This is a genomic window from Paraburkholderia sabiae (assembly GCF_030412785.1).
Taxonomy (GTDB): Bacteria; Pseudomonadota; Gammaproteobacteria; order Burkholderiales; family Burkholderiaceae; genus Paraburkholderia; species Paraburkholderia sabiae.
On the sequence record NZ_CP125297.1, the window covers coordinates 571197 to 596129 of the forward strand.

At 54.1% G+C, this 24933-nt stretch carries 18 protein-coding genes and 4 pseudogenes; 18 read left to right on the plus strand and 4 right to left on the minus strand.

Annotation, left to right across the window (positions count from 1 at the left end; genetic code table 11):
- Positions 1-527: 527 nt before the first annotated feature.
- Positions 528-1733 (minus strand): IS110 family RNA-guided transposase, encoded by a 1206-nt coding sequence (locus QEN71_RS42430; RefSeq protein ID WP_201661279.1) that lies wholly within the window; start codon positions 1731-1733, stop codon positions 528-530.
- 1262 nt (positions 1734-2995) lie between these two features.
- On the opposite strand from QEN71_RS42430, the gene QEN71_RS42435 reads away from it, so the two are divergent.
- On the plus strand, positions 2996-4288 hold the full coding sequence (locus QEN71_RS42435; protein WP_201661323.1) for a cytochrome P450: 1293 nt from the start codon (positions 2996-2998) through the stop codon (positions 4286-4288).
- 236 nt (positions 4289-4524) lie between these two features.
- On the opposite strand, the gene QEN71_RS42440 is transcribed toward QEN71_RS42435, so the two are convergent.
- The 3 genes from QEN71_RS42440 to QEN71_RS42450 all read right to left on the minus strand — a co-directional run bounded on the left by QEN71_RS42440 (position 4525) and on the right by QEN71_RS42450 (position 7828).
- On the minus strand, positions 4525-5883 hold the full coding sequence (locus QEN71_RS42440) for a carboxyl transferase domain-containing protein (RefSeq protein WP_201661276.1): 1359 nt from the start codon (positions 5881-5883) through the stop codon (positions 4525-4527).
- Positions 5884-5965: 82 nt separating this feature from the next.
- Complete coding sequence (locus QEN71_RS42445; RefSeq protein ID WP_201661274.1) at positions 5966-7306, minus strand: amidase family protein; 1341 nt, start codon at positions 7304-7306, stop codon at positions 5966-5968.
- Between the two features lie 30 nt (positions 7307-7336).
- The gene (locus tag QEN71_RS42450) at positions 7337-7828 is read right to left on the minus strand and encodes an FAD-dependent oxidoreductase (protein ID WP_322791192.1); all 492 of its coding nucleotides are present in this window, start codon (positions 7826-7828) and stop codon (positions 7337-7339) included.
- Between the two features lie 596 nt (positions 7829-8424).
- Here QEN71_RS42450 and QEN71_RS42455 point away from each other — a divergent pair.
- From QEN71_RS42455 to QEN71_RS42535, 17 genes and pseudogenes are all read left to right on the plus strand, one after another.
- A pseudogene (locus QEN71_RS42455) lies at positions 8425-9275 on the plus strand (IS110 family RNA-guided transposase); the annotation flags it as partial.
- Positions 9263-9525, plus strand: a pseudogene (locus QEN71_RS42460) (transposase); the annotation flags it as partial. The pseudogenes QEN71_RS42455 and QEN71_RS42460, both read left to right, overlap by 13 nt.
- A 415-nt stretch (positions 9526-9940) precedes the next feature.
- The gene (locus QEN71_RS42465) at positions 9941-10795 is read left to right on the plus strand and encodes a sterol desaturase family protein (RefSeq protein WP_201661321.1); all 855 of its coding nucleotides are present in this window, start codon (positions 9941-9943) and stop codon (positions 10793-10795) included.
- Between the two features lie 677 nt (positions 10796-11472).
- Complete coding sequence (locus tag QEN71_RS42470; protein ID WP_201661272.1) at positions 11473-12249, plus strand: GH12 family glycosyl hydrolase domain-containing protein; 777 nt, start codon at positions 11473-11475, stop codon at positions 12247-12249.
- A gap of 463 nt (positions 12250-12712) precedes the next feature.
- A complete protein-coding gene (locus QEN71_RS42475) occupies positions 12713-12907 on the plus strand; it encodes a 4Fe-4S dicluster domain-containing protein (RefSeq protein ID WP_201661257.1) in 195 nt (64 codons plus the stop codon).
- A gap of 64 nt (positions 12908-12971) precedes the next feature.
- A pseudogene (locus tag QEN71_RS42480) lies at positions 12972-13368 on the plus strand (HesB/IscA family protein).
- 33 nt (positions 13369-13401) lie between these two features.
- Entirely contained in the window at positions 13402-13815 is a 414-nt protein-coding gene (locus QEN71_RS42485) for a nitrogen fixation protein NifZ (protein ID WP_233472155.1), read from the plus strand.
- A 254-nt stretch (positions 13816-14069) separates the two neighbouring features.
- Positions 14070-14288: a putative nitrogen fixation protein NifT gene (nifT, locus tag QEN71_RS42490; protein ID WP_201661270.1), complete on the plus strand. Its 219-nt coding sequence runs from the start codon at positions 14070-14072 to the stop codon at positions 14286-14288.
- Positions 14289-14396: 108 nt separating this feature from the next.
- Positions 14397-15016: pseudogene (locus QEN71_RS42495) on the plus strand (IS110 family RNA-guided transposase); the annotation flags it as partial.
- A 270-nt stretch (positions 15017-15286) separates the two neighbouring features.
- A complete protein-coding gene (locus QEN71_RS42500) occupies positions 15287-16300 on the plus strand; it encodes an IS110 family RNA-guided transposase (RefSeq protein WP_201663009.1) in 1014 nt (337 codons plus the stop codon).
- A 1031-nt stretch (positions 16301-17331) separates the two neighbouring features.
- Positions 17332-18483, plus strand: coding sequence for a 2-aminoethylphosphonate--pyruvate transaminase (locus tag QEN71_RS42505; protein WP_201662563.1), 1152 nt, complete (start codon positions 17332-17334; stop codon positions 18481-18483).
- A gap of 1 nt (position 18484) precedes the next feature.
- On the plus strand, positions 18485-19807 hold the full coding sequence (locus QEN71_RS42510; protein ID WP_201662577.1) for an O-acetylhomoserine aminocarboxypropyltransferase/cysteine synthase family protein: 1323 nt from the start codon (positions 18485-18487) through the stop codon (positions 19805-19807).
- A 30-nt stretch (positions 19808-19837) separates the two neighbouring features.
- The gene (locus tag QEN71_RS42515; protein ID WP_201662579.1) at positions 19838-20899 is read left to right on the plus strand and encodes a fatty acid desaturase family protein; all 1062 of its coding nucleotides are present in this window, start codon (positions 19838-19840) and stop codon (positions 20897-20899) included.
- 2 nt (positions 20900-20901) lie between these two features.
- Entirely contained in the window at positions 20902-21723 is an 822-nt protein-coding gene (locus QEN71_RS42520; RefSeq protein ID WP_201662566.1) for a gamma-glutamyl-gamma-aminobutyrate hydrolase family protein, read from the plus strand.
- A 70-nt stretch (positions 21724-21793) separates the two neighbouring features.
- Positions 21794-22390 (plus strand): LysE family translocator, encoded by a 597-nt coding sequence (locus QEN71_RS42525; RefSeq protein WP_233472223.1) that lies wholly within the window; start codon positions 21794-21796, stop codon positions 22388-22390.
- Between the two features lie 85 nt (positions 22391-22475).
- Complete coding sequence (locus QEN71_RS42530) at positions 22476-23381, plus strand: homoserine O-succinyltransferase (RefSeq protein WP_201662570.1); 906 nt, start codon at positions 22476-22478, stop codon at positions 23379-23381.
- Positions 23382-23452: 71 nt separating this feature from the next.
- On the plus strand, positions 23453-24811 hold the full coding sequence (locus QEN71_RS42535) for a glutamine synthetase family protein (protein ID WP_201662571.1): 1359 nt from the start codon (positions 23453-23455) through the stop codon (positions 24809-24811).
- The last annotated feature ends 122 nt before the right edge of the window (positions 24812-24933 follow it).

Consider the following 24933-nt stretch of genomic DNA (forward strand, 5'->3'; position numbering starts at 1 on the left):
TCCGTCGCATTAGTGCGCAACAGCCCGCCTGTCCGCGGCACGCCGGGTTCTTCGCGACGGGTACGCCGTTCGCCCAGGTGCAATGACAGCGGACAGAACCTACTTGGCCTGAAGTCGTCTCCGAGTTCAGGCCGGCGTTCCTCGACGGACGGTAGAGCTAACCGGAACAAGGGCTCCAGTACACGTTCCCCGGCGCAGCAGGCGAGCTTCTGTCAATGGAACGACGCGATGGGGTGCAATTGTGTAAGTCTGGTGGCTCTTCTCGTGGAAGGCGTTTGTGCGCTTTGTTGCAGCACCGACAGAGTCCTGTGCATCTGTCGGATAAGTGCCTGCGAGCTGGAGCGAAAAAGCACTGGTGACTTACTGAGCGTTCAGCCATATCGTTACGGTACGCTGAGCCATTAGATCAGCCAGTGCGGCGAGAAGACAAAGTTCAAACTCTTTTGAAACGTTTATTCTGGCCAATCCCCAACTGTAGGGCGAGTGTCGGATCAGTCAATTGTGGGGGGGTGCCCCTATGTGATTCGTCAAGCAGTAGAGGCGGATTTTGGTTGGTAAAGGGTGCCGTCGCGCAGCATGGCGAACAGCACGTCGCAGCGTCGTCGTGCGAGAGCGATGAGCGCCTGATTGTGGCGCTTGCCCTGCTGGACCTTGCGCGGGTAATAGCCTCTTGAGAGTGGGTCGCGCAGGGCAGCGAAGGCCGAGAGGAAGAGCGCTCTCTTGAGCACCTTGTTACCCCGTCGGGACGGATGTTCGCCCCGAATGGACGAGCCCGAGCGTCGGGTGACCGGGGCGAGGCCGGCGTAGGCAGCCAGATGCGCGGCTGAGGCGAACGCTTTGTGAGCGACTTCAGTGAGGAGTCTGGCGGCGGTCCTGACGCCGACTCCCGGCATGCTGGTCAGGACCGGCCAAAGAGGGTGTGCGTGCACCAGGCGTTCAACTTCGCTGGCAACTTCCTCGCGTTGCTTGCGCAAGGACGCGAGCTGCTGGGCAAGACGTGGCATGACGATGGTTGCTGCCTGAGTACCGGGCACGATCACCGCCTGTTCGCTGAGCGCCCGGACGATTTCGGCAGCCAGGCTCTTGCCCATGCGAGGTGCGAGTTTGATGAGGCGGTTGGCGAGTGTTTTCTCGCTGGCTGAGGCGAGCTCGGCGGGTGACGGATATCGTTCAAGCAGATCGAGCACGGCCGGATGGTCGAGGCGCGGTCCCAGAACCCGTTCCAACGCCGGATGGATCTGGGTGAGCAGGCCTCGAATGCGGTTGCTGGTCTGCGTGATCTGTGCCGCGAGATCGTCGTCGAAGCCGCACAGCATGGTGAGTTCGGCGAGCGGCTCGTCAGCCAATCGAAGTGAGCGGAGCGTATGCGGCATCGAGCGCGCGGCTTCAGCAATGATGGCGGCATCGCGGGCATCGGTCTTGGCTTCACCCGCGTGCAGGTCGGCGATGCGGCGCATAGCCAGACCCGGTAGATATGCGACCAGGACACCTTCATCACGGGCGACTACCACGGGCAACGCGCCGATGGTGGCGGGCTGATCGACGACGAACAGGAGCTGGCCGTGCGTCTTGAGTTCGGTGATGAGGGCGCGCAGCTTGGCCTCATCGTTGGGCAGTGCCTTGTTGTACAGGCGCTTTCCAGTCCGATCGAGGGCGACGGCATGATGATGGCCTTTGCCGACATCGACGCCGACGAATACGTCGACTGAGCTATGTTGTTGGTTTTCTTGCATCGAAGGCTTTGCAGGTTGAACGGTTTGGCCTGCAACATCGGTGGCAAGTCTCGGCATCCACGTTACGGACGGCCTCAAGATATCGTGGCCGAGCCCCTATTAGCGATCACCAGCCACCCACCAGGCCCGGTGACAACACCCCCGGATCATGACTGCGACTGGGGGCGAGAATCATGCCGGGCCTAGCTGGCCAAATCCTCGATTGTCGAGGAGTGAAGATAGTAACAGGGCGGCCTGGCTGGCTATGCGCCAACGGCTGACAGGTTTTACGCTCAGAACGCTCTGGCTCACGTCGCCGACCACAAAGCAATCGAATTGACGACCTGCTGCCCTGGAACGTGGCCGAAAAGTTGCCCACGCAACCCGTGTCTCTCCATCTATTTGCTGACCCCGGCGGCCTTCCGGAAGCTATCTGCTACTATGAGCGCGCCATCACTACTGGCCCTCGCATGAGCGAAACATCGCAAACGTCACACACGAGGCGCATATGCTCGTCTCGACCGCTTTATCGCGACACAGCCCGGATCGATTGTATCGACCCCGAGCCGATGCTGGCGAAAATCGATTTCGCTGTCACAGTCGAGCTTGGTGCCGCACTAAACCATTGATTTCAATCATGCCGCCTATTTGCAAGCTCTTTTCCGATGAAAGGTGCAACGGTACACTTATGCCGTGATTGATAGGTCGACCGCTTCGCTGTTTGGCCAGTTACTTCGAGTAAACCAACTCACCGCGATATTGTCAGCCGCATTCGCTACGCTCGGTTCCCTCGCCCTGATAGCAGGGGCGAACACCTTTATCAGCTTAAGGTCGTTGCCTTCATGATCGCAAGAAGCGTAAGATTTTCACCAGTCGTACGATCTCTGCCCCCGAACGGTCAACATGCAAGGTGGGAATTTGTGTATTCACTGCAACATTCAAGAGGAATACGGTCGATAACCGAATGAAAGAGCACGGAGCCCGCGAAATCGGCGCAGATGTCGACGCAATTGCAGGCGCGCCGAGCCAGTCACTTGACAAGCTCACGATACTCTACGCGCATCCAAGCCATCATTCGGGGCACGCGTGGACATCGACTGCGCGAACGTTGCAGCAAGTGGTGGTCGTGAAGTGCGTGCATCACGGCGTATCGGTCCCAGTCTCAGAAAGTTTCGCGGGACGATGGGGCGAACGCAATTGTGTCGCAACCGCTTCAGTGCTTTTTTTGCGTGTGGTTATTGGCCATGTCGATTTCACGACGTATTTTAAACAGTCCTACCGTCATAAACATGTCAAATTTCGACCTGCCAAAATACATGGCAAACCATCTGGTTGATCCGCATTACTATACCAACCCTGATCGTCTCCATGAAACGTATGCTTGGGCGCGCGCGAACAACCCTGTCGGGCGTGCAATGGCGGACGGGCATGATCCGTTCTGGGTCGTCACGAAATACGCCGACGTCTCCATGATTTCACGAGACACCGTCTCATTTTGCAGCGGCGAGTATTCTGTCGTCTGCCGGCCGAGAGCGGCGATTGAGCATGTCATTTCCGCAACTGGTAGTCCGAACATTGTCCGCTCGCTTGTGCATGTCGATGGGGAAGAGCATAAGAATCTACGTGCGCTCACACAGTCATGGTTCATGCCGAACAGCATCATCAAGCTTGACGGCCGCATTCGATCGCTGGCACGTGCGATGACCGAGAAACTGCTGCAGCGAAACGGACAAGTGATCGATTTTGCGAACGACGTTGCATCCCACTACCCGCTGAACGTGATCATGGATATTCTCGGCGTTCCGCAGGAGGATACGCTGCGGCTTTTGGCTCTGACCCATGAGATGTTCGGAAGCGAGGATGCGGAATACAAGCGCGAGATGCAGCGCCAAGGCGGCGCGAGCAGCGCAATGGGCAAGGCTCTGCTGTCCGTTGTGGCCGACTTCAAGGACTACTTCAAGCGCCTGACCGAAGACCGTCGGGCGAATGCGCGTAACGACATCGCGAGCGTACTAGCCAACGCGGTGGTCAATGGCCAGCCTATCGATGAGGCAACGCTTCTTGGCTATTACGTGATCATCGCCGCGGCGGGGCACGATACGGTCTCATCGTCCATCTCAGTCGCGATGTGGGCGTTGAGCCGCTTCCCTGATCTTCTGCCGCGCCTTCAGGCGGATCATTCGCTGATTCCGCAGTTTCTCGACGAAACCCTTCGCTACGCATCGCCAGTGCGACATTTCATGCGTACGGCAACTGTCGACACCGACGTCCGAGGACGAACAATACGAAAGGGCGATTGGCTGATGCTTTGCTACGGCTCAGCAAATTGTGATGAGGAAGTCTTTCCTGAGCCGTTCAATTTCAATATCGACCGCAAAGCGAACCGGCATCTTGCATTCGGCGTTGGCGCCCACGTGTGCCTTGGTCAGCATCTCGCAAACATGGAGATGCGCATCCTGTTTGAAGAACTGATTCCGAGGTTGCGGTTTATCGAGCCGGCGGGTGAAATTGAATTCATCGCGTCCAACTTCGTTGGTGGTCCAAAGCATCTTCCGGTGCGCTGTGTGATGCAATGATTGCATCAAAAATAGCGAAAGAATGCTGCCACGAAGCCCGAGGACATGATTTGGTGGAACCATCGTGAGTGGAATGGCGCAAAGCTTCTAATATTCTCAGAATCAGGCATCAGGAAGTCTGCCAATACTTGGCCGTTTTGACGAAAATATTCGAAGTGCATCGCGCCTTGTAGTTCGCACATAATTATAAATCTTGACACTTTAAAAAGCAAACGATTGGGAAAATACGAGGTCGGTCATCTGTTGGGGAATAAATATTTAGTTATTTCGTCTCTCGTTTGTTCTATCTTGATGACATCGGTGATTAATCCACTAATTTTTAATAACTTGGGGTCTTCAATTTCTTTGGTTAGTGTTCGCGCTGTAGCCATGGCGTCCTCATCAAGGCTGGATAAAACTTTGTTCATCGTATCCGGGCTGAAAACGCCAATGTGCGCATGCGGATATGCCAGCACTGCCACCGGGTCGAACCCCGGCCCGCACATAGCGTAGACACCGCCCGTGTAAGCTTTTCGAGCAACGAGAAGTAACTTCGGCACCTTACATTGAATATGCGATCGAAACAATTCTGCTGCCGCAGAGAATATGCCGCTTCGCTCCGCTTCTTTGCCGATCATGAATCCAGGGACATCAGCAACAAATACAATCGGAGTTTTGGTTTTCGCCGCGATGTTTATCATTTTGACCATTTTGGACGCAGATTTTCGATGGATTATTCCTCCGTTGTGTCGAGGGTTGTTGGCGATAACCGCAACCAGATTTCCTTGGATGGTTGCATAGCCCGTCAATATCTCCATTGCGTGTAGTGCGCTTATTTCGGTCAGGCTGCCTTTATCGATGAAGGAATATAGCAAATCATGCATGTCATACGGTTTTCGGTGATCCGATGGTATCAACTTTTCAAAATCCGTCGGATCGGGATTTTGATATTCAAAAGCGCTGCGTGATCTGCCGTTGAAAATGTCATTAACCAATTTTTTTAAGCATCGGAACAAGCCTCCTTCGTCATCAAATACCAGTTGAACCGAACCTGAGTCCTTGCTGTGAACGTTTGTTCCGCCTAGTGAATAGACGTCGGACTCCTGCGACAGCATGGCCTTCACCATATCCGGCCGACCCATACATAAAGCTCCCTTCTCAGTCATAAGTACTAAGTCGGCAAGCATCAGCGGTAAAGCAAGCGGGCCTGAAGTAGGACCGAGTATGGCGGAAATCAGCAGATGAGTTTCTGCGAATTCCGCAATAGATGCGCTTACCCGGCCCATTCCCGAGGGAGACAAAAGCAGCCTGGACATGTCTCGCGAAAGCACCTTTGACGTGTCGAAATTGCCTGTCCCTCCAGACTGGTCCTGAATGTAGATCAACGGGGCACCGTTATTCCGGGCCTGAGTTACCGTGCTTATGATTTGCTTGGCAGTGCACCACTGGCCACTTCCTTGGAACTCACAGTCTCGCCCGCGATTCATGACCAGAAACGTCCTTACTGAATTTATCAATCCTTCGCCGCAGATGAAATGACTCCTCTCATCTTGGTTGTGGTCAACAAAACTGTTAGGGTCAAAGAGCGCATTTATCCGCGTCAAGGAAATTTGCATTTACCGTTCGCCCTCCCGACAGTGCGTGTGAGACCGGCTGCTACCGCTGTTGCTCCGAGCGGAGTTATACGGTAGCCCACTTTTACGAAATAAGAATTTCTTCAATACTTGTTGCCGCGGCCAGGAGAAGGCGATCTTGACCTCGCGCAGCGTCCAAACTCAGTCCCACCGGCAGTGACTTATTGGGCGCGACAGGAAGCGTGATAGAAGGCATCGCAGCGTTGCTGGCCAAATCAGTGTTGCGAATCACGTCTGCAAATAGTCCAGGCCGCCTGGCATCGATCAGACGCGGTACGCTACGCGGAACGGTTGGGTAAGCGATCAAATCAATGTCCCAGATGCTAAACAACGCATTCATTTCCATGCGTAAGGCAGCTATACTCTGGATAGCTGATGAATAGTCTCGGGAAGAGATAAGCTTTCCGGACAGATTGGTGTGAACGATATCGCGGACGTCAGTGTCACGAATGTTAGCGAATACGGTATTTATCCTGTTCGCCCACCCCAGCGAAAGCAATGTCCGCGGGAAGTCCGTGAAAAATTCATAAATCGGAACGGTAAACGTTCCGACCTTGTTTAGCCTGGCAACAGCCGAATCATCGAGTTCGATGCATTGGAAACCTGCACGAGGCAGTCGTCTGATGGCGTGCTCGCAGTACTTTCGGACATCATCATCCAGTTCCGTCCACATCGACGCCGGAAGGCCGATTCGGCGTCGGCTACTTTTCATTTTTGTCGGAAGTCGATCTTCCGGGGATAGCAACTCATATAGAAACTGCACATGTTTCGCTGTCTTCGTCAGCAGGCCGGGAGAATCCTTGGTTCGAGAAACGGGGATGATACCGGCTGAAGACCACCGACCGCTTGTGGGCCTAAAGCCGGTAATGCCACAGAAGGCGGCCGGTATCCTTACGGAGCCGCCGGTGTCCGTCCCGATTGCGATGGGAACGATGCCGGCTGCCACAGCCGCGGCGCAACCGCCACTGCTGCCTCCGGCCACATGTTCGGGAGCTGCTGGATTCACCACAGTCCCCCATTGAGGGTTGATCGATGTGATGCCAAAGCTAAGTTCATGCATATTGTTCTTGCCGGCGACGACAGCACCGAGCGATTTCAGCTTCCTGACGATAGAAGCATCGCGCTTGGCAATACAATCTTCCATTCCCGGTGTTCCCGCAGTGACAGGGAGACCTTTAACACAAATATTATCCTTTAGTGAAAAAGGAATGCCAAATAGTGGTGCACTTTTTAAGGCGTCGTTTGCTCTAGCAAAGTGCGTCTCTACGTCGCATGTACGAATGAAGCAGTTGAGTGTCGCCGCAGGTCCATCAGCGCCGAGTATGCGCTCCTGTATTTCAGTTGCTGACAGTGCACCAGTCCGTATGCGATCGCACAGTGATTGCAGGGTGTTTTCAAAATGCATATTGCCTCAAATGCCTTTGAGAATGCGGTATCAGTAACGGTAAACGCTGCGCACTTCGTCAAGCGGGTTACCCGGCAGAAGCTTCGCTCCTGTGCTGCGTATCATGGCGCATGCACTGTTCGCAGCCGTCTGCACAGATCCCTCAATCCATCCACCGGTGAAAGAACAGCCACATCCAGCCAGATAGAGGCCGGTATCCCTTGAAGGATCATTTCCGGCCTTGCTTTGGATCAAATGTTTGGGACAAATTCTTCCTCCAATGCGATCGCGAGCCTCAAATAATGTAATGTTGCTTACACCTGCTCGCAATAGTTCTGTGGCAGCCACAAGGCCGCTGATACCAGCTCCAACGAATGGCAACACGGGGAGCGGGCTTGCCGGACGGAAAGTAGCCAACTCCTCCTTCAGACTCTGAAGGCTGGAGGAAGGGAGCGTAGTCATACAGCAGGTCAACAGTCGGCCACAAACATCGTGAGAAATTCGACACGGTTCTTCATGGATTGTCTCCGTATGGCAATGCATCCGCCTATGGAACGATGGTTGATGTGAATATGGATAGTGATCTATTCCGTAGTCGATAAGTATGCAGCATGCCGCAAAATTCTATTCATTGAAGTCACGGTGAATGTGACCATATCAAAAGCACCGGGCGTATATCAAACAAATAATATTGATACTCGCACCAGGCTATTGGAGCGTCTTCGATGCTTTGCATCACGACATGCTAGCGGGTAATCGGTGCCTCGAAATTGCTAGGCACTTACACCGTTGCGAGCAAACGCCGGTGCCGCGCAGGATTGGCGCCGATCCAGGCTGCGGAGCTATCCGGAAGGCGAAAGCAGGGCTTCCAGAACGAGCCCACGTGATGGAAATCTTCCTCGGAGCAGTCGCGCGTATGGGCGCCGCGAGGAGAATATCCGTCGGCCAACATGTAGGCGCGAGCCCGAATTGCGGGATTTGCGATGGGTGCGCAGAGGTATGTCTTTCGCGCTTGCTTTCGCTTGACTAGAGAATGAAAGGGACTTCCCCGTCCCGAGGCTGCGGCGGAAGCCGCGAGTCGGCATCAATGTGCCAGGATGAAGTTGCGAAGTTCATCGACATCAGCGAGGGGGAAGTCCATGCCTATTGTCACTATCGGAATCGATCTTGCCAAGAATGTATTCGCCGTTCACGGCATGAACGAGGCCGGCAAAGCGATGCTGGTCAAGCCACGTGTTCCGCGCGATCAACTGGCGATGTTGATTGCGCATTTGCCGCCGTGCGTCATGGCATGAAGGCCTGTCCCGGTGCGCATCACTGGGCACGCCTGTTCCAGCAGCACGGCCATACGGTCAAGCTCATGGCGCCACAACCTTGTGGCGCCTTCGCATGTCTGGCAAGCGCGGCAAGAACGACGCGGCGGATGCTGCTGCGATCTGCGAAGCGGTGACGCGCCCAAGCATGCGTTTTGTGCCACTGAAGGACGAACAACAGCAGGCAACGCTTTGCCTGCATCGGACACGACAAGGTTTCGTTGAAGAGCGGACCCGTGACCTACAACCGGTTGCGAGGCCTGCTCTCGGAATTCGGCGTGGTGCTGCCTCAGAGCCCGGAGAAGGTGCGCAGACACATCACGGAACATCTGGACACATTGTCTGGCTGGGCGAAGCGCAGCATCAGCGATCTGCTTGAGCATGCCGGCCATATCGAGGATCGCCTGCTCGAATACGACCGTGCGATCGCTGAGATCGCGCGTGAGGATGCGCGCAGCAAGAGGCTGATGCGGTTGCGCGGCATCGGCCCAACCACGGCCAGTGCATTGCTCGCCAGTATCGGTGCCGGGCACGACTTCAGAAACGACCGGCAGGTGGCAGCCTGGATGGGACTCACGCCCGGTCGATACAGCAGTGGCGGCAAGGCCCGGCTGGGCAGCATCACGAAGGCAGGCGACGCCTATCTGCGAGGCCTGCCGGTCAACGGTGCGCGCAGTCGACCTATGAGAGCGGCCAACGTACGGGCTATGATGGTCATAAGCGCAAACGCGGCAGCAAGGTGTCCATCTTGCAGTAGACACGCTGCGACATTTGCTGGCCGTACAGGTGACGCCAGCAAATGAGCAGGAACTTGCGCAGGTGGGCGAGCTTGCGCGTCAAGTAGAGCAGGTCACTGGAGAAGCGGTCAAGGTGGCATTCGCGGATCAGAGATACACCGATGAAGACTGTGGAATGGCTGCGCCGGCTATCACGTTGCGATATAATTAGGATCTCTAGACGTGCGTTTACGCCGTTCACAGTGAGTCAGATCTATTGATTGTCAGTAGCATACTCCGTCATGGAGTAGCGTTAACCATTTAAAGATCAAATGGCGCCTATCCAAACAATCGATTTTCGGAATTTTTGGAAATGCCGCATAGTATGCGACGCACCGTTCTGACGGCACGGTAATCCACGATGACCATATGAATGTGGCGTGAAGGTAAAATTTGACGCCCTTGCCGGGCACGGATATCGACGCCGAACCGGACTTATCTGGCTGCGCTGAAGATCAATAACCGGTGTACCCATGGTCCTCGGTGAAGAAGGTCGGCTCGTTTGGCGCAAGAATTGCGCCGACCGGAGGCAGGCACGTTCGGTCGATTTTCTCGGAGCGAAACAGATGCATATTCTCGATGTTAATCAGATGACCGAGTTTTTTGTGAAATCGTTTAGGCTCGTTGCGATCTTCGCTTCATTGTGCCTCGTGCTTGAGCTAATCCTTCCGGCTTATCGATACAGTTTTGCGTCTTATGTTCGCGGCGTCCGGAATTGGATCATTCGCATTGGGCTCGGTGCCGTAGTCTGGCACGGCTACGCCGTCGGTTTGGAACGGTTGGGGGTCGAGCCGCTCCTAACGGTCAATTTCGCGACATTGATTCACTCAGACAACGCAATCATTAACGTGGGCTTGGCCGTCCTTTCTGGGGTCTTGGTGGCGATCACCGGCGACTTTTTCTACTACTGGATGCATCGAGCTCAGCATGCTATTCCATTCATGTGGCGCATGCATGCTACTCATCACTCGATTCGCGAGCTGACAGCTTGGAATTGCAATCATCACGTGTCCGAGCCGCTTATCTATGCAGTGTTTGTGGCACTACCACTCACGCTGATTCACTTTGAATCTGGCGTGGTGCCAGTTGTTGCGATGACACTGATTGCCTTTCAGGCGCATCTTTCGCACTCTAGCACCCGCGTCAATCTTGGTCTGCTTCGATACGTCATCGGCGACAATAAATTCCACCGTATTCACCACTCGTTGGAACCGCATCACCGACGCCGAAACTACGGGTTCTTCACGACTATCTGGGACACGATTTTTCGTACAGCGTACTGGCCGAAAAGGGATGAGTGGCCGGAAGTTGGTCTTCGAGACCAGTCTGAACCGCTCACCGTGATCGACTACTTTATGTTTCCGTTTGATCGTAGCCGCTGGTGCAAGACTAGTGCTGGAAGCGGTGTGCGGCACAGTTGAGGCTGCGATTGACCGCTGTAAAGGTTTGCGCTGAGAATCAGATTGTCGAACACAGAAGGATGTACAGCTGAAAACTCGACGGAGATGCACTGGCGGGCGTGTCCCGCTCCGCTTAATGTGATCCTGGCGTGCGTGCGCAGGTGCCAGCGAAACTTTAAAGAATCGATGGGAGCGGGGCGTCTCAGTGGATCGGTTAACCGCGCATCGTTGAGCGCTTACAGTAAGTTGCTGCCGTTGCGGGAGAGGCGTTTTATCGCGAGCGCACCTTCGGCCGGGGTTGGTGCGTCAGTGAGATCTATACCAGAACCAGAGCCAAAGGATGGACCCAGTATCACACAGTCGGCAGGGCAGGGCATACCATTCGTCCCGAGCTCACCATTCTGGGCGATTTATTTTCAAAATCGTGCCGTGCCGCCGGCTTATTCCAATGGACCTGAAGCAGAAATCGATACGGCTGCGCAGGAAGTCAAGTTCGTGGGAACAGAATGCGTCGCGCGGGCGTTGGGGGGCGATGTTTTGCATTCGGTGGCTCACATGGTTGCAGGGGGGAGACTTGGACAACAGCGTCACGCAAACTTTCTCCCGCGCAGTGTTTCTTTTGGATTGGACTGCTGCTCAAGCCGCTCGCCCCCACTGATTCCTACAGATCCATCCACATGACAGGAGGCAGCAATACCATGCGCCGAATCTCGATCCTAGCAAGCTACGCTGCCACCGCCACACTGATGCTTTGCGTCAGCAGCGCGCAAGCCGCGACTTGGTCTGCATCTTCCCCCGAAACCTCGTCCTGCCGCTCGACCAATCTATTTGCCTCATGGATCTACGGCGGCTACACCCTTAACAACGACGTCTGGTCTCCCTGCCGCAATGTGGAAGCGGGTGCGCAGACCATCTGGGCCAACACGAACCTCGACTGGGGCGTAACTTCGGATCAGCCTAACACCAGCGGCATCAAATCCTATCCGCACATCGGTTACTTGATCAATAAGACCATCGGTTCGCTGAACACGCTGACCGCGGTGGTATCGGCTACTACGCCTTCTGGCGGTGCATGGGAATCGACCCTCGACATATGGGCTAGCAACAATGCGCACGAGATTATGGTTTGGCTGAATTACACCGGAACCTCGGAAGGGTGCGGTAATGTCAAGCCGATCTCCTACAACTGGACGTCCGCTGGTTGCGCAATACCGCTGCACAGCAACGTCTCGCTAGCCGGTGGGACTTGGAACGTCTACGTGGGCAGCAACGGCAGCAACCCGGTTTATTCGTTCGTGCGCACAACTAAGACCAACGACACGACGATCGATGTGCTGGCGATCATGAAGTACCTGAAGTCACTTAACTATTTCGACGACGTTACGATCGGCGAACTCCAATACGGCTTCGAGATCACGTCGTCGCCGGGCGGCCTGAGTTTCGCGTCCAAGAACTTCACTGTCACCGCCGAGTGATTTCGCCGCCTAGCGTCGCGGACCGCCGTTTTGACGCCGGGCGCACCGTGTAGTTTCATCGCGCGGGATACGTCGCGCTCGATGAACCTGAAGCCAAGTTCTCTGTGCCGGTCAGTCATCCCGTTTTGTCGTAACAGCGACAGGCTTGGCTCCAGTTGTCGGGTTTGAATGTCGGCGTAGCGAGACAAGATGAACTAAGAGTTCGCTGCATTTGCGCCATAGGCTGCCGCGCGCGATTGGCACGGATCTCGCTTTTGCCTACTGCGCAACCGCCGTCGGTTGCTACGAGCCATCTATGGATGGATAGCGTGAGCGACAGCATGCTGCCTTCGACTGCCTGTAGCGGCGTCGTACAGATAACACGCTTGGGTCGTTCGTCGAAGCGCCTGCCGTCGCCCAGCAGGCAGGATAGTCATGTCTGTCTGACCGGGCGTACACCGATCATCATTGCAAGGAGTGTCGCATGGCCCTGAAGATCATTGCGTCAACGTGTACCGGCTGCTCCGCCTGCGAGCCGCAGTGTGCCAATGTCGCCATCTGTGAGAAAAACGGTGTCTTTGCAATCGATCCGAAGAAATGCACGGAGTGCGACGGACAGTTCGATACTCCGCAATGCGTGGCGGTGTGCCCCGTGGACGGATGCATCGTTCCGGCCTAGCCCGTTTCCCCGCGCGTCGCGCCACCTGCGTCTAACAACTGCTCACTTTGACGGAATCGAAATCATGCTGCCCAACCTTACCGTTACACCCGCTGCCGAAAAGTTCATGCGCCGTGTTGTGCGCTTTTCCGGCTTGCCATCTGGTGCGGGATTTCGTCTGCTGGTGAACTCTGGTGGATGCTCCGGATACGATGCCGGACAGTGCCGTAACCGGGGCGCAGCTAGGCGACGAGGCGATGGAGATCAATGGTCTGCGTCTTTTCCTGCCCGCAGAAAGCCGCCTGCTGCTGGACGGTGTGACGATCGACTTCGTCGACACACCTGACCGGTCGGGTTTCGCGTTCATGAAGGACAATTCGGGACCTGGTGTTGCCGCCAGCGAAGGCGAACCCGGTGTCAGGCGCGTTGAAGTGGGTGCGATCGGACACGGGCGTCCCTTGTTGCCGCCACCGGCATCGTGAAGTGCACACCTTGGCCTTTCGCAGGAGCAAATGATGGGTGACTTGCAAAACGAGGACGCCATCGAGGTCGCATGTGCGCCATCGTTCAGCATTGGCGAGCGTGTGATCGCGCGCTCGGTAATTCGCAACGATGGCACCTATGCCGGCAAGAATATGGGCGAGCTTCTCGTGAGCAAGGGCGACACAGGCTATGTCACCCGGATCGACATGTTCCTGCAACGGTTTTACATCTATGCGGTTCATTTCGTTGAAACTGATCGCAAGGTCGGCATGCGCGCGAAGGAACTGTGCACGCTCGATTATCTTCCCGATCACGTGCTCGCGCGAGCGGGCCACGGCCTCTTCGCTCGCATTTCACTCCCTGCCGGCATATCGGTGGGGAAAATGCCTCGCCGCTCTGGGCGATCTCCGCAACCATGGCGGATATCCCGACCGGGAAGAAGATGAGTCTCGTGACGGCCGGATCGCGCGGAGCGATCGTCGGGTTCGACGCGGATCGCGGGCTACACTGACGAAGAAATCGCGCTTTCATCAACATGCCTGTTATCCGATGAAGGCTAGCTACTAGGTCCATGACTGTCAATGAGTTGCTGCGTGGCACGGCACACGTGCCCGAGAGTTGCGACGTCCGCTCTCCTCGTTACTCGAAGACCATGGCGCATGCAGCATATGTTTGCCACACAGACTGAGGAGCTTCAGACGTGAAAGTGATGATCTGCAGGGATAGACGAGGAGCATTGACCGCTTATGTCCCGAAGAAGGATCTTGAGGAACCAATCGTTTCCGTTGCGCGCGCCCATATATGGGGGGGGGTCATTACCCTGGCCAATGGCTGGCAGCTGGAGCTGCCCGAAATGGCACCTGATACGGCGCTCCCCGTCACTGTAGAAGCCCGGCGCGTGACGGGGAAGACGGACTGATATGACGCTCGCTTCTGCTTAGAGAATGAAAGGGACCTCCCGTCCCGAGGCCGCAGCGGAAGCCGCGAGTCGGCATCAACGTGCCATTTGCCGTTCACGGTGTGGACACAAATCAACGGGCTGCGCGGGCTGCTGACGGAATACGGCGAAGTCATGGGCAAGGGTCGAGCGGCTCTGGACAGGGCAATGCCAGAGGTGCTATCCCGGGTTGCCGATCGCCCGCCAGCGGTACTCGTTGACACGCTGCGGGAGCAGTGGAGCGGATTGACCAGTGTGGACGGTCAGATCGCCACCATCGAGCGACGGATGCGCGAATGGAAAAAGAAGACAGGCAGGTCAAGGCGATCAGCCAGATCCCCGGTGTGGTTTTGCTGACGGCGACAGCGGCAGTCGCAACAATAGGCGACGCAAAAGTGTTCCGCTCCGGCCGCGAGTTTGCCGCCTGTATCGGGCTCGTACCAAAGCAAACGGGTTCGGGTGGCAAGAGAAACCTGCATGGGATCAGCAAGCGTGGCGACATCTATTTGCGCACGTTGCTCATCCACGGTGCGCGCAGCGTTATCACCAGCGCGAAAAATCCTGATCCCTGGATCGAACAAATGAAGAAACGGCGGCCACCGAATGTAGTGGTCGTTGCACTGGCGAACAAGATAGCGCGAACGATATGGGCCGTGTTGGCTCATGGGCGCCAATATGAGTCAGACTGGGTAAGCGTGAAGCTGGCATAACGGCTGGTTTCACACAGATCGTTGACCTTTAATTGATGGAGCGTCGAAAGGTTGCGCTGGCAATCGAGAGTGATGGCAAAACAGATCGGACCGACGATTCGCTAAACCTGAATCCAGAGTAGAGCTTCGAGCTCGATGGCTAAATGAGGCGCGGGTGAGCGGATTCCATAGGGGCCCGCAGCAAAAATATCAGCTGCAACAAGGCTGATGGTATGGACTCCCGCCCCCTTCGGGGCGACACTGATCTCACCAATTTCCGGGAGAACATCTATGCCTGCGCTCACCATTGGTCTCGATATTGCGAAGAACGTATTCCAGGTTTATGGCGTCGATCGTGGTGGCAGACCTGTCATACAGCGGAAGCTCCGTCGAGCAGATGTGTTGAAGTTCTTCTCGAAACTGGAACGAAGCCTGATCGGCATCGAAGCGTGTCATGGTTCGCACTTCTGGGCCCGTGAACTGAGCTCGCAAGGGCATACGGTGCGCCTTCTGCCAACGCAATATGTGAAACCCTTTCTGGTCGGTGGCAAGAACGATGCGAATGACGCTTCGGCCATCTGCGCGGCGGTGTCACGACCTGGCATTCATCCGGTACCGATCAAAAGCGCTGAACAGCAGTCACTGCAGTCGGTTCATCGTATGCGTGAGCGGCTCGTTCACGAGCGAACAGCGAAATCAAACCAGATACGAAGCATGTTTGCCGAAGAGGGGTTCATCTTTCCAATGGGTATCGTTCATTTAAGACAGGGTGTCGTGGCACTCGTGAATGATGCTGATGCCCGCATCACGATCCTGCTTCGACGGCTTGGCTCAATGTACATCGAACAGTTGGCAGCGTTACAGCGATGGATCGACGAACTCGCTTCCGAGATTGCCGAGATATTCAAACGCAATGAAAGCTGCCAGCGTCTCGCTACGGTACCCGGGATTGGACCGCTCGTAGCAACCGCATTGTTCAGCGGCGTCGGAGATCCACAGCAGTTCAGGAACGGGCGGCAGTTCGCAGCGTGGTTGGGTCTGACGCCCAGGCAGCGATCAAGCGGTGGCAAGTCAAAGCTGGGCAGCATCACAAAGCATGGCGACACCTATCTCCGCACCCTGCTGGTCCAGGGCGCGCGCGCTGTAATGCGCTTTGTAGACCGTCGTGACGACCGACATAGTCGCTGGATCAAAGCTGTGATGCAGCGCCGCCACGTGAGCATCGCTGCAATCGCGCTCGCGAACAAGACGGCGCGAATTGCGTGGGCAATACTGACGAGCAATGACAGCTTCAGGCTGGCGTAGCTCGCTTGTAACGCATCGAAGTAATTTCACTCCATCCACGATTGCGCAAGAAGCGGCAAGCATGGCGAACCGGTCGGACCGGCGCTTGTAGATCCTGATATATCCGGCGGCTGCATCAAGAAGCCAGGAGGCCGATGAGGGACAAGCGCGCAAACGTCCATGATGGCTCGTGCCGATGGCCGGCACATAAAAAGCCGAATGTACGGACGCAGTCGAGACCTTCAAAATGCACACCGATCTTGCTCATAGGCGGGAGTCCATGTACGGATATAAAGCTGCAGCCGTTCGTGTAACTACCAGCTCCCGACATCTTCCGAAGTTATCGATAGTCACACTCTCTGCCATCAATGCGACCACAAGCGAATGAGGAAGTGGGCATGCAACGCGTTAGAGAAAATGCGTCACCATGTGGATAAAGAAATCGAGCTAAGGTTGGTTTCTTTTCGAATCGTATGTAATTTTTGTGTAACGGGAACTAGTCCATCAGTGATTGACAATGCGTGTTGCCATTAAAAATCGTTAGAACTGCATCAGAAATATTCATGTTAACAACATGTCTCGCTGTGGCAAGATGAGCAACAACGGATATGGGGCGGGTCAAGATGTAGGTGATGGTGGCGCTTGCGGTTCTGTGCGCGTTTGGTCGGCGCGACGTTTGCGGCGACTGATGATAAGTAGTTTGGTTCGGTTCAGATGAGTTAATCGCATGTCGTTGGCTCAAACTGCAGTTCGCCTCGCATGGCGGAACACTGATCTTCCCGCGAATGACATGACTTTTGAAGGACTCGAAATGAACAGTGTCGGCGATGACCGTAATTCAGCGCAGAAGCGAACGCGCCGAATATGTATCCGGCTGGGGTAAGGCGTGGAAGCTAGCGTGTCGACAATTCAAACGGTCTCGTGAAGGCTGAGGCACGGCCAATATGGTGAGAAATGCAGTGGAATTTGTGTCACATGGCCATCCACTTAAGAATGCCTGAATGTACCGTTCACGCCTTCACATAATCATCTTCGATCGCGGAGTGTTATACATGACTGTAAAACATCATTTCTTGCTGACACCGGGGCCATTGACGTTGAGCGATGAGGTCAGGGCGCAGATGCAATATGACGTCGGCTCGCGCGACGGGTGTTTCAAGACGATAACGGATCGGGTAAGAGAGACAATAGTTGATTTAGTTGACGGTAAAGACGCCTACTCGGTGGTCCCGATGCAAGGCGGTGGATCCTACGGCATCGAAGCCGCGTTGCTTTCCTTTGTTGCGCCTTCCGATCGGCCTCTCGTCTGCATCAATGGAATTTACGGTGAGCGGATGCTAAAAATGCTGCAACTCCGTGGTGTACATGTTGTCAGCATGACTGCTCCCTGTGATGAGCCACTTTCAACATCCCAAATCGCTGAATATCTGAGGAGGAATGCCACGATAACGCATCTGTGCTTCGTGCATTGCGAAACCACCACAGGCGTCATTAATCCGATCGGACCGATAGTAGAACTAGCAAAGAAGCGTGGCGTAAGAACGATCATAGATGCAATCAGTTCCTTCGGTGCCGTGGAGATTAACGCCAAGCAGGTGCAATTTGACGTCCTTGTCACTTCTAGCAATAAATGCATTGAGGGTCCACCGGGTGTGTCGTTTGTAATCGCTTCATTGGAGATGCTTAATAGCAACGCGAAGCATATGAATTCTTTCGTGCTGGATGTTCGAGACCAATGGAACAGTTTTGAGAATTCCGGTGAATGGCGCTCCACTCCTCCAACACATGTCATCCAGGCTTGCGCCAAAGCACTTGAGCGACTGACCATCGAGGGCGTCTGTCGCCGCGGTGAGCGTTACCGTTCTGTACGTGACGCCATCATCGGCGCAACCGCGCCGTACGCCTCTCCTCTTTTAAACGCGAGTATACGGTCACCGGTATGCCTTGCCCTTACCGCACCTAATGTCATTCGTACCCAAAAAGACCTCGACGCGCTGTACGCCCATCTGGTGGACTACAACCTCTACATCTATACAAAGTTGCATTCTCAGTCCCGCAGTTTCAGGATTGGTTGTATGGGATGCATCGATCCGATGTGGATTCGCCTGTTGGAAATCGCGTTTCAGGATTTCTTCGATGCCAATCGAGACATTAGAAAACACTTGCCGGCGTCAAAAAAACGATATTTGGAAAAGGTCTTGTGATATGTCAAGGAGCGATGCCAGTGAGCAGATGTCCAGAGAAACAGCACTTCTTTATGCTAGCTATCGCCATGATCCGGTGACAAAGGCTGTTTCGGTGCCCATTTACCAATCAACAGCCTATGAGCTTGAAGGTGACTTGGAAAAGATTGCCGGAATTTACAACGCCAAAGAAGATGGGTTTACGTATAGCAGGATCATTAACCCGACGACGCGTATCCTAGAAAAGCGATTTGCCGCAGTCGAGAGTGCAAGCGACTCTCTTGCGGTAGCTTCTGGGCAGGCCGCAACCTTTCTTGCCATCGCTAACCTGTGCAGCGGAAAGCCAGGCGATAACGTAGTTGCATCGAAGTATTTGTATGGCAATTCGTGGAATCTCCTCTTCAATACATTTAAACGATTGGGAATCGAGGCGCGATGCGCAGATCCAAAGAATATATCGTCTTTCGAATTGCTGACCGATGACAGAACCATTGCAATATTTGGAGAGGCGTTTTCCAACCCGTGTCTCGTCCCTTTGCCTATCCCCGCGCTCGCGGAGATTGGAGAACGGCATGGGGTTCCTGTCATCGTTGACAATACCACAACTCCTTTGCTCTGCCGTCCCGGCTCTTTGGGCGCGAGCATCTCCACATATTCAGCGACGAAGTATCTATGCGGCCACGGGACGACGCTTGGCGGATTGATTGTTGATAATGGGCGCTTCGGATTCGATGATGCAGTCCGGTTCCCGTTGTTTAACTATCCGGACGAAGCGCATGGTGGCATCCTCTGGAAAGAGGCCGTTCTTAAACTTGGCGATCTTGGCGCAAGTCCCTATCTGCTGAAGGCGCGGATGACGTGGCTACGTGACACCGGTGCCGCGATTAGTCCGTTCTCCAGTTTTCAGTTGATTCAAGGGCTTGAGACACTTCATCTTCGCATGCAACGGCATTGTGAGAATGCGTTGGCCGTTGCCGAGTTCTTGATAAAGCATCCGAAGGTCAAGCGTGTGTCATATCCATCGCTATCCTGTGGATATGAACGCGAGCTTGTTGACGAGTTGATTGACGCGCGTGTCGGTTATGGCGCGATCATCATGTTCGAACTGGCCGATGAAGCAGCCGGACGCAGATTCATCACCAACATCGAGCTCATGTACCACGTATCAAACGTGGGTGATGCGCGAACATTGGTCACGCATCCAGTCTCGACAACTCACACGACTGTTCCAAAGGAGCAGCGTGAGGCCGCCGGTATTTTCGATGGGTCCATCCGGCTGTGTGTCGGCATCGAGAACGTAGACGATATCGTCGCGGATATTCAACAAGGACTGGACGCCGTCTGACATCGATCTTTCACGAAGGGAGATTTAATGATGGAAAATTGTGAAGCGTGGCAACTGCGAGGCAAACGATTCAGGACGTCTCGCTTCTCGCGCGACATTACCCGTGAGTTGTCGGAATTGAAGCCTGATAATATCACCGGCGCACTCTATATTCTGAAGGACTACCTGGTCATTCTGGCATGTGCTTACGCGACTGTGCGAATTACGTGGTGGCTGTACCCTATCGTGGTGCTAATAATTGGCGCACAACAACGTGGGCTGACGACGATCGCCCATGACGCAGCACATCGGACACTCGCAAAAAACACCCGCTGGAACTATTTTCTCGGAATCGTTTTTGCAGCATATCCTCTTCTTCAGCGTCATTGGGCATATCGCTACTCTCATGTTCATCTGCATCATCCTCATCTCGGCGACCCCGAGAAAGACCCTGACCTGAAATTCTTCATATCGTCAGGCGTATATGACGTCCGTCATCCACGCAAGTACGCGTTTTCCGTTATCTGGAAGGTAATGCTGGGCGGTGCGACGTTACGCTACCTAAAATATCTATGGAACAACCGGTTTCTCATTTCACGCGAAGGTCAGAAGGACATCGATAGGCTGGGATCTGCCATCGATACTTACGGATTCGCACTGTTCTGGCTGGTCGTTATTCTCGGCTTCATTCAGGCGAAGTCGGTTGATATGCTCGTGTTGTTCTGGCTGGTTCCTTATCTGACGACCTTTCAGGCATTGGGCTGGTTCATCGAACTTGCGGAACATTCTCCAATGTGCGAGACCGAAACCGACGATGTCTATCTGACGCGCAATCGCAAAGGCAACCTCATCGAGCGGCTGCTGTTCGGCGCCAACCTTGATGAATATCATCTGGAACATCATCTCTCGCCTGGCATCCCCTTCTGGCACCTGAAACGGGCACAAAAGATCAGGCTACGCGATCGGCAATATGCCGAGATTGCCGATTCATGGGGAGGACTCTTCGCTCGTGGCCCCAATGGGCAGCCAAGTGTCATCAGTCAACTGCTTGAGCGGAACCGGCGGCTGTACGAGGCTCAGCTTGAGCGCCTGCCGGGCGAGGAGCGAGTGTAACGATGGATCAGCATCGTCCTATGGGTTGCGCCGTTGTTGGGGTTACCGCAAATCGTCATCTTTGCGACGGAGTCCATCGCGACTGGTTGCGGCGGCGCTATATCGAGGCGCTGACGAAGTACGCTTTGGTCGAGTGCGTCATTTTACCGACGATAGACGGAGATCGTCCATCGGAGGCGACTATTCGCACATTTCGTGAAGCGATGCGCCGTCTCGACGGGCTTGTGCTGACGGGCGACGAATCCGATCTTGATCCCGATGTCTTTTGCAGGAACGAGCGCGTATGGGCGCGCACCGAAGACGATGTTGTCCCCGGCGAGATCGATCGTCCGCGAGACCGGTTGTCGTGGGTCGCATTGACGGTAGCCGGAGAGCTTCAGATGCCCGTATTGGGGATCTGCCGTGGATTGCAGGAGATGAACGTTTATAGAAACGGCACGCTGCACGAAGATTTGTCGTCGTCACACAAAGGAATCACGCATTCAGAAAACGCAAACCTGCCTCGCGACGAGCAGTATCTACCTGTTCACTCGGTGAAAATCGCTCCTGGTGGATTGCTGTCGTCGGTTGTCAAGAATGGGGAGCTACAAGTTAATTCGCTGCATAAGCAAGGCATTGCCAAGCTGGGAGGAGGTATCCAAGTGGAAGCAGTCGCAGATGATGCCATTGTAGAGGCGCTTTCATATAGAAATTCACCAACATTTCAACTCGGGCTTCAGTGGCATCCCGAATGGCACGCTAGTAGGGATAACGCGAGCCAAAATATTTTCGAGGCATTCGGGCGCGCCTGCGACGCCTACATGGCGCAGCGATGCAAAAAATAGCGATCGAGGTCAGATCCTCAGGCCGCTGTTCCTTCCATTTGGCAATTTTTAAACAGAATTGGCGGTGTCAATGGATTTTCATTTGTTCACTTTGTTTCTCCTTGCGTTTACTGCTGCAGTAGTTTTGCCGGGACCGAACGTCGCATTTGCCGTCGCGCAAACTCTTAAGCACGGACTCAAAATTGCAATTCCAGGAGCCGTCGGATTCGGAATTGGTGCGGCAATCCATGCGGCAGTCGTGTTATCGGGCGTGGGCTTTTTTATCCTAGATAACCAATGGGTGTTAAGGTATTTACGGTGGATGGGTGCGATATATCTTGTATATCTTGCCATTATTACTTTCTGTGGAAGTTCGGCTTCGAGCGATGAAGAAATGACGAATTGGAACTCGAAACAGATGTTTGCCGATTCACTCGTAGTCTCTTTGGTCAACCCTAAAGGGTGGGTAGCCACACTGCTTACATATCCGAGCTTTATCAACCCGTATGGCTCGTACTCCACTCAAGCAGTTTCGATGGGTGTCGCCGCGACCATCATCTCGGTTGCGGTCTATAGTACTTATATGTTTATTGCGCATCGAGCGAGCGTCGCCTTCAAGAACAGATCCTTGTTGGAAAAAATAACAGGCGCACTGTACGCGTGCATCGCACTTGGTTTGCTCCTTTAATCTCACTCAGGATTCTGCATGGCTCTGTCTGAGCGCCATTTACAATTCTACGCGTCGTCTAGATTGAAAGGGAGAGTGTAGATCCATGCCTATTAAAGTGCCGAAAGGATTGCCCGCAGGGACTGTGCTGCAGACAGAAGGCATCACAGTGGTGGAGGGCGACAGCATATTGTGCTCGCGCGACAGGCCTTTGCACGTTGGTTTGCTAAATCTCATGCCCAACAAAATCGAGACCGAAATTCAGATTGCACGCCTGCTCGGCGCAACACCTATACTGGTCGATCTTACGCTTATAAAAATCACCAGTCACTCGCCAAAAAATACACCGGTGAGCCATCTGACGACCTTCTATAGAGATTGGATCGACGTAACGGAAAAGATCTTTGATGGTTTCATCATTACAGGCGCGCCGGTTGAGTCGATTCCGTTCGAGCAAGTCGCATACTGGAAGGAATTTATCGAAATTCTAAACTGGACACAAACCAACGCTCGCAGTTGCTTTAACATTTGCTGGGCAGCGCAAGCGGCGATGCATCATTTCCACGGTTTGCCAAAGTACGCTCTGACAGAGAAGGCTTTCGGCATTTTCAGACACCATAGCCTGGAGTCCAAGTCACCTTATCTGCGGGGCCTTTCCGATGATTTGTGTATTCCGGTTTCTCGGTGGACAGAAATGAGAAGCACGGACATTCCTTCGAGCAGTAGTATATCCGTACTCATCGAATCGCCAGAGACGGGTCTGTGCCTACTTGATGACCCGAAGCATCATTCACTACACATCTTCAATCATATCGAGTATGACTCACAGACTCTAGCGGATGAATATTTTCGTGATCGCTCAATCGGTCGACACACAAATTTACCTAAAAATTATTTTCCAGACGATTGTGAAACCCTGCGACCCAGAAATTACTGGCGCAGTCATGCGCATCTCTTATTCGGAAATTGGATTAGCCAGATATACAGGACTGTTTTTGGTACGCTCCGTTGAGATTTTTTGATAGTCGATTTCTATTTCGATGAAATTGAATTTGCGCGGAAAGATTACTAAGGATGTAAAGTATGGGTCTTAAATTTGACGCATTGAAACAGGCGGTTGCTTCTGGTGTTATTGATACTGTTCTCGTCTGCATGGTTGACATGCAAGGGCGTCTTATCGGAAAGCGATTTCACGGCGAATTTTTTGTTAAAAGCGGCTACCAGGAAACACACGCCTGCAATTACTTGTTGGCTAACGATATGGAGATGGAACCGGTCGCCGGCTACGCCAGCGCCAGCTGGGCAGCGGGGTATGGCGACTTCGTGCTAAAGCCCGATCTTTCGACGTTACGACGGCTTCCGTGGCTGGAAGGAACTGCATTGGTAATTTGCGATGTTCTAGATCAGAGCGGCCAGCCGGTTCCGCATTCGCCGAGGCAGATCCTGCAGAAACAGCTTAGCCGCCTGACGGAGAGGGGAATGAGTGCCTGTTTCGCATCGGAGCTTGAGTTCTACCTGTTCAATGAAACCTACGAGGAAACGTCGGTAAGGAAATACCGCGACCTGACGACATGTGGAACATACAGTCACGATTACCATATCTTATCGACGACGCGCCAAGAATCTGTCATGCGCCCGATAAGGAATGGATTGCATGAAGCAGGAATTGCAATCGAATGCTCAAAAGGAGAATGGGGCGCCGGCCAAGGAGAAATTAACGTACATTATGCCGACCCTTTGGTGATGGCAGATCAACACACACTCATCAAGCACGGCAGCAAAGAGATTGCTTCGCAGCAGAAGAAAGCGATTACATATATGGCGAAGTGGAACTACGGGCTTGCGGGATCGTCGTGCCATATTCATTCATCCCTGTGGACACTGGAGGGAACGCCGCTTTTTTTTGAAAAGAGTTCGCCTTATGGCATGTCGGATCTTATGCGTTGTTATCTCGCGGGCCTTTTGAGGTATTCAAGAGACATTACGCTGTTTCTAGCGCCGTACGTTAACTCGTATAAGCGATTTCAAAAAGGGAGCTTCGCCCCAACGAGAACGGTATGGAGCCCTGATAACCGAACTGCTGGTTTTCGCGTTTGCGGCGAAGGCTCTAATGCCGTCCGGGTCGAATGTCGAATTGGAGGCGCGGATCTCAATCCATATCTCGCCTTCGCTGGACTTATCGCGGCTGGCCTCGCGGGCATCGATCACAAACTTGAACTGCCGGGTCCACTGATCGGCGACGCGTATCTTGATGGTGAGTTGCCTGAAATTCCCAAAACATTGCGAGAAGCAATCACTGCAGCGTCAAACTCGACATGGCTGCGCGAGGTTTTTGGCGACAATGTCATCAATCACTACGTGCATGCGGCTCAGTGGGAGCAGCTCGAATATGATCGCCGCATAACGGATTGGGAGTTGAGTAGAGGATTCGAGAGAAGCTAACCGCGTCGAGCCGCTGAGCTGCGCAGCGCGGCGATAACTGATCACAAGGTGAGCTTTGAGGCGAAGCAGGGACCTAACCTAAAGGCAAGCAGGCAGCGAAGATCCAGCCGCTGTCATCCGAC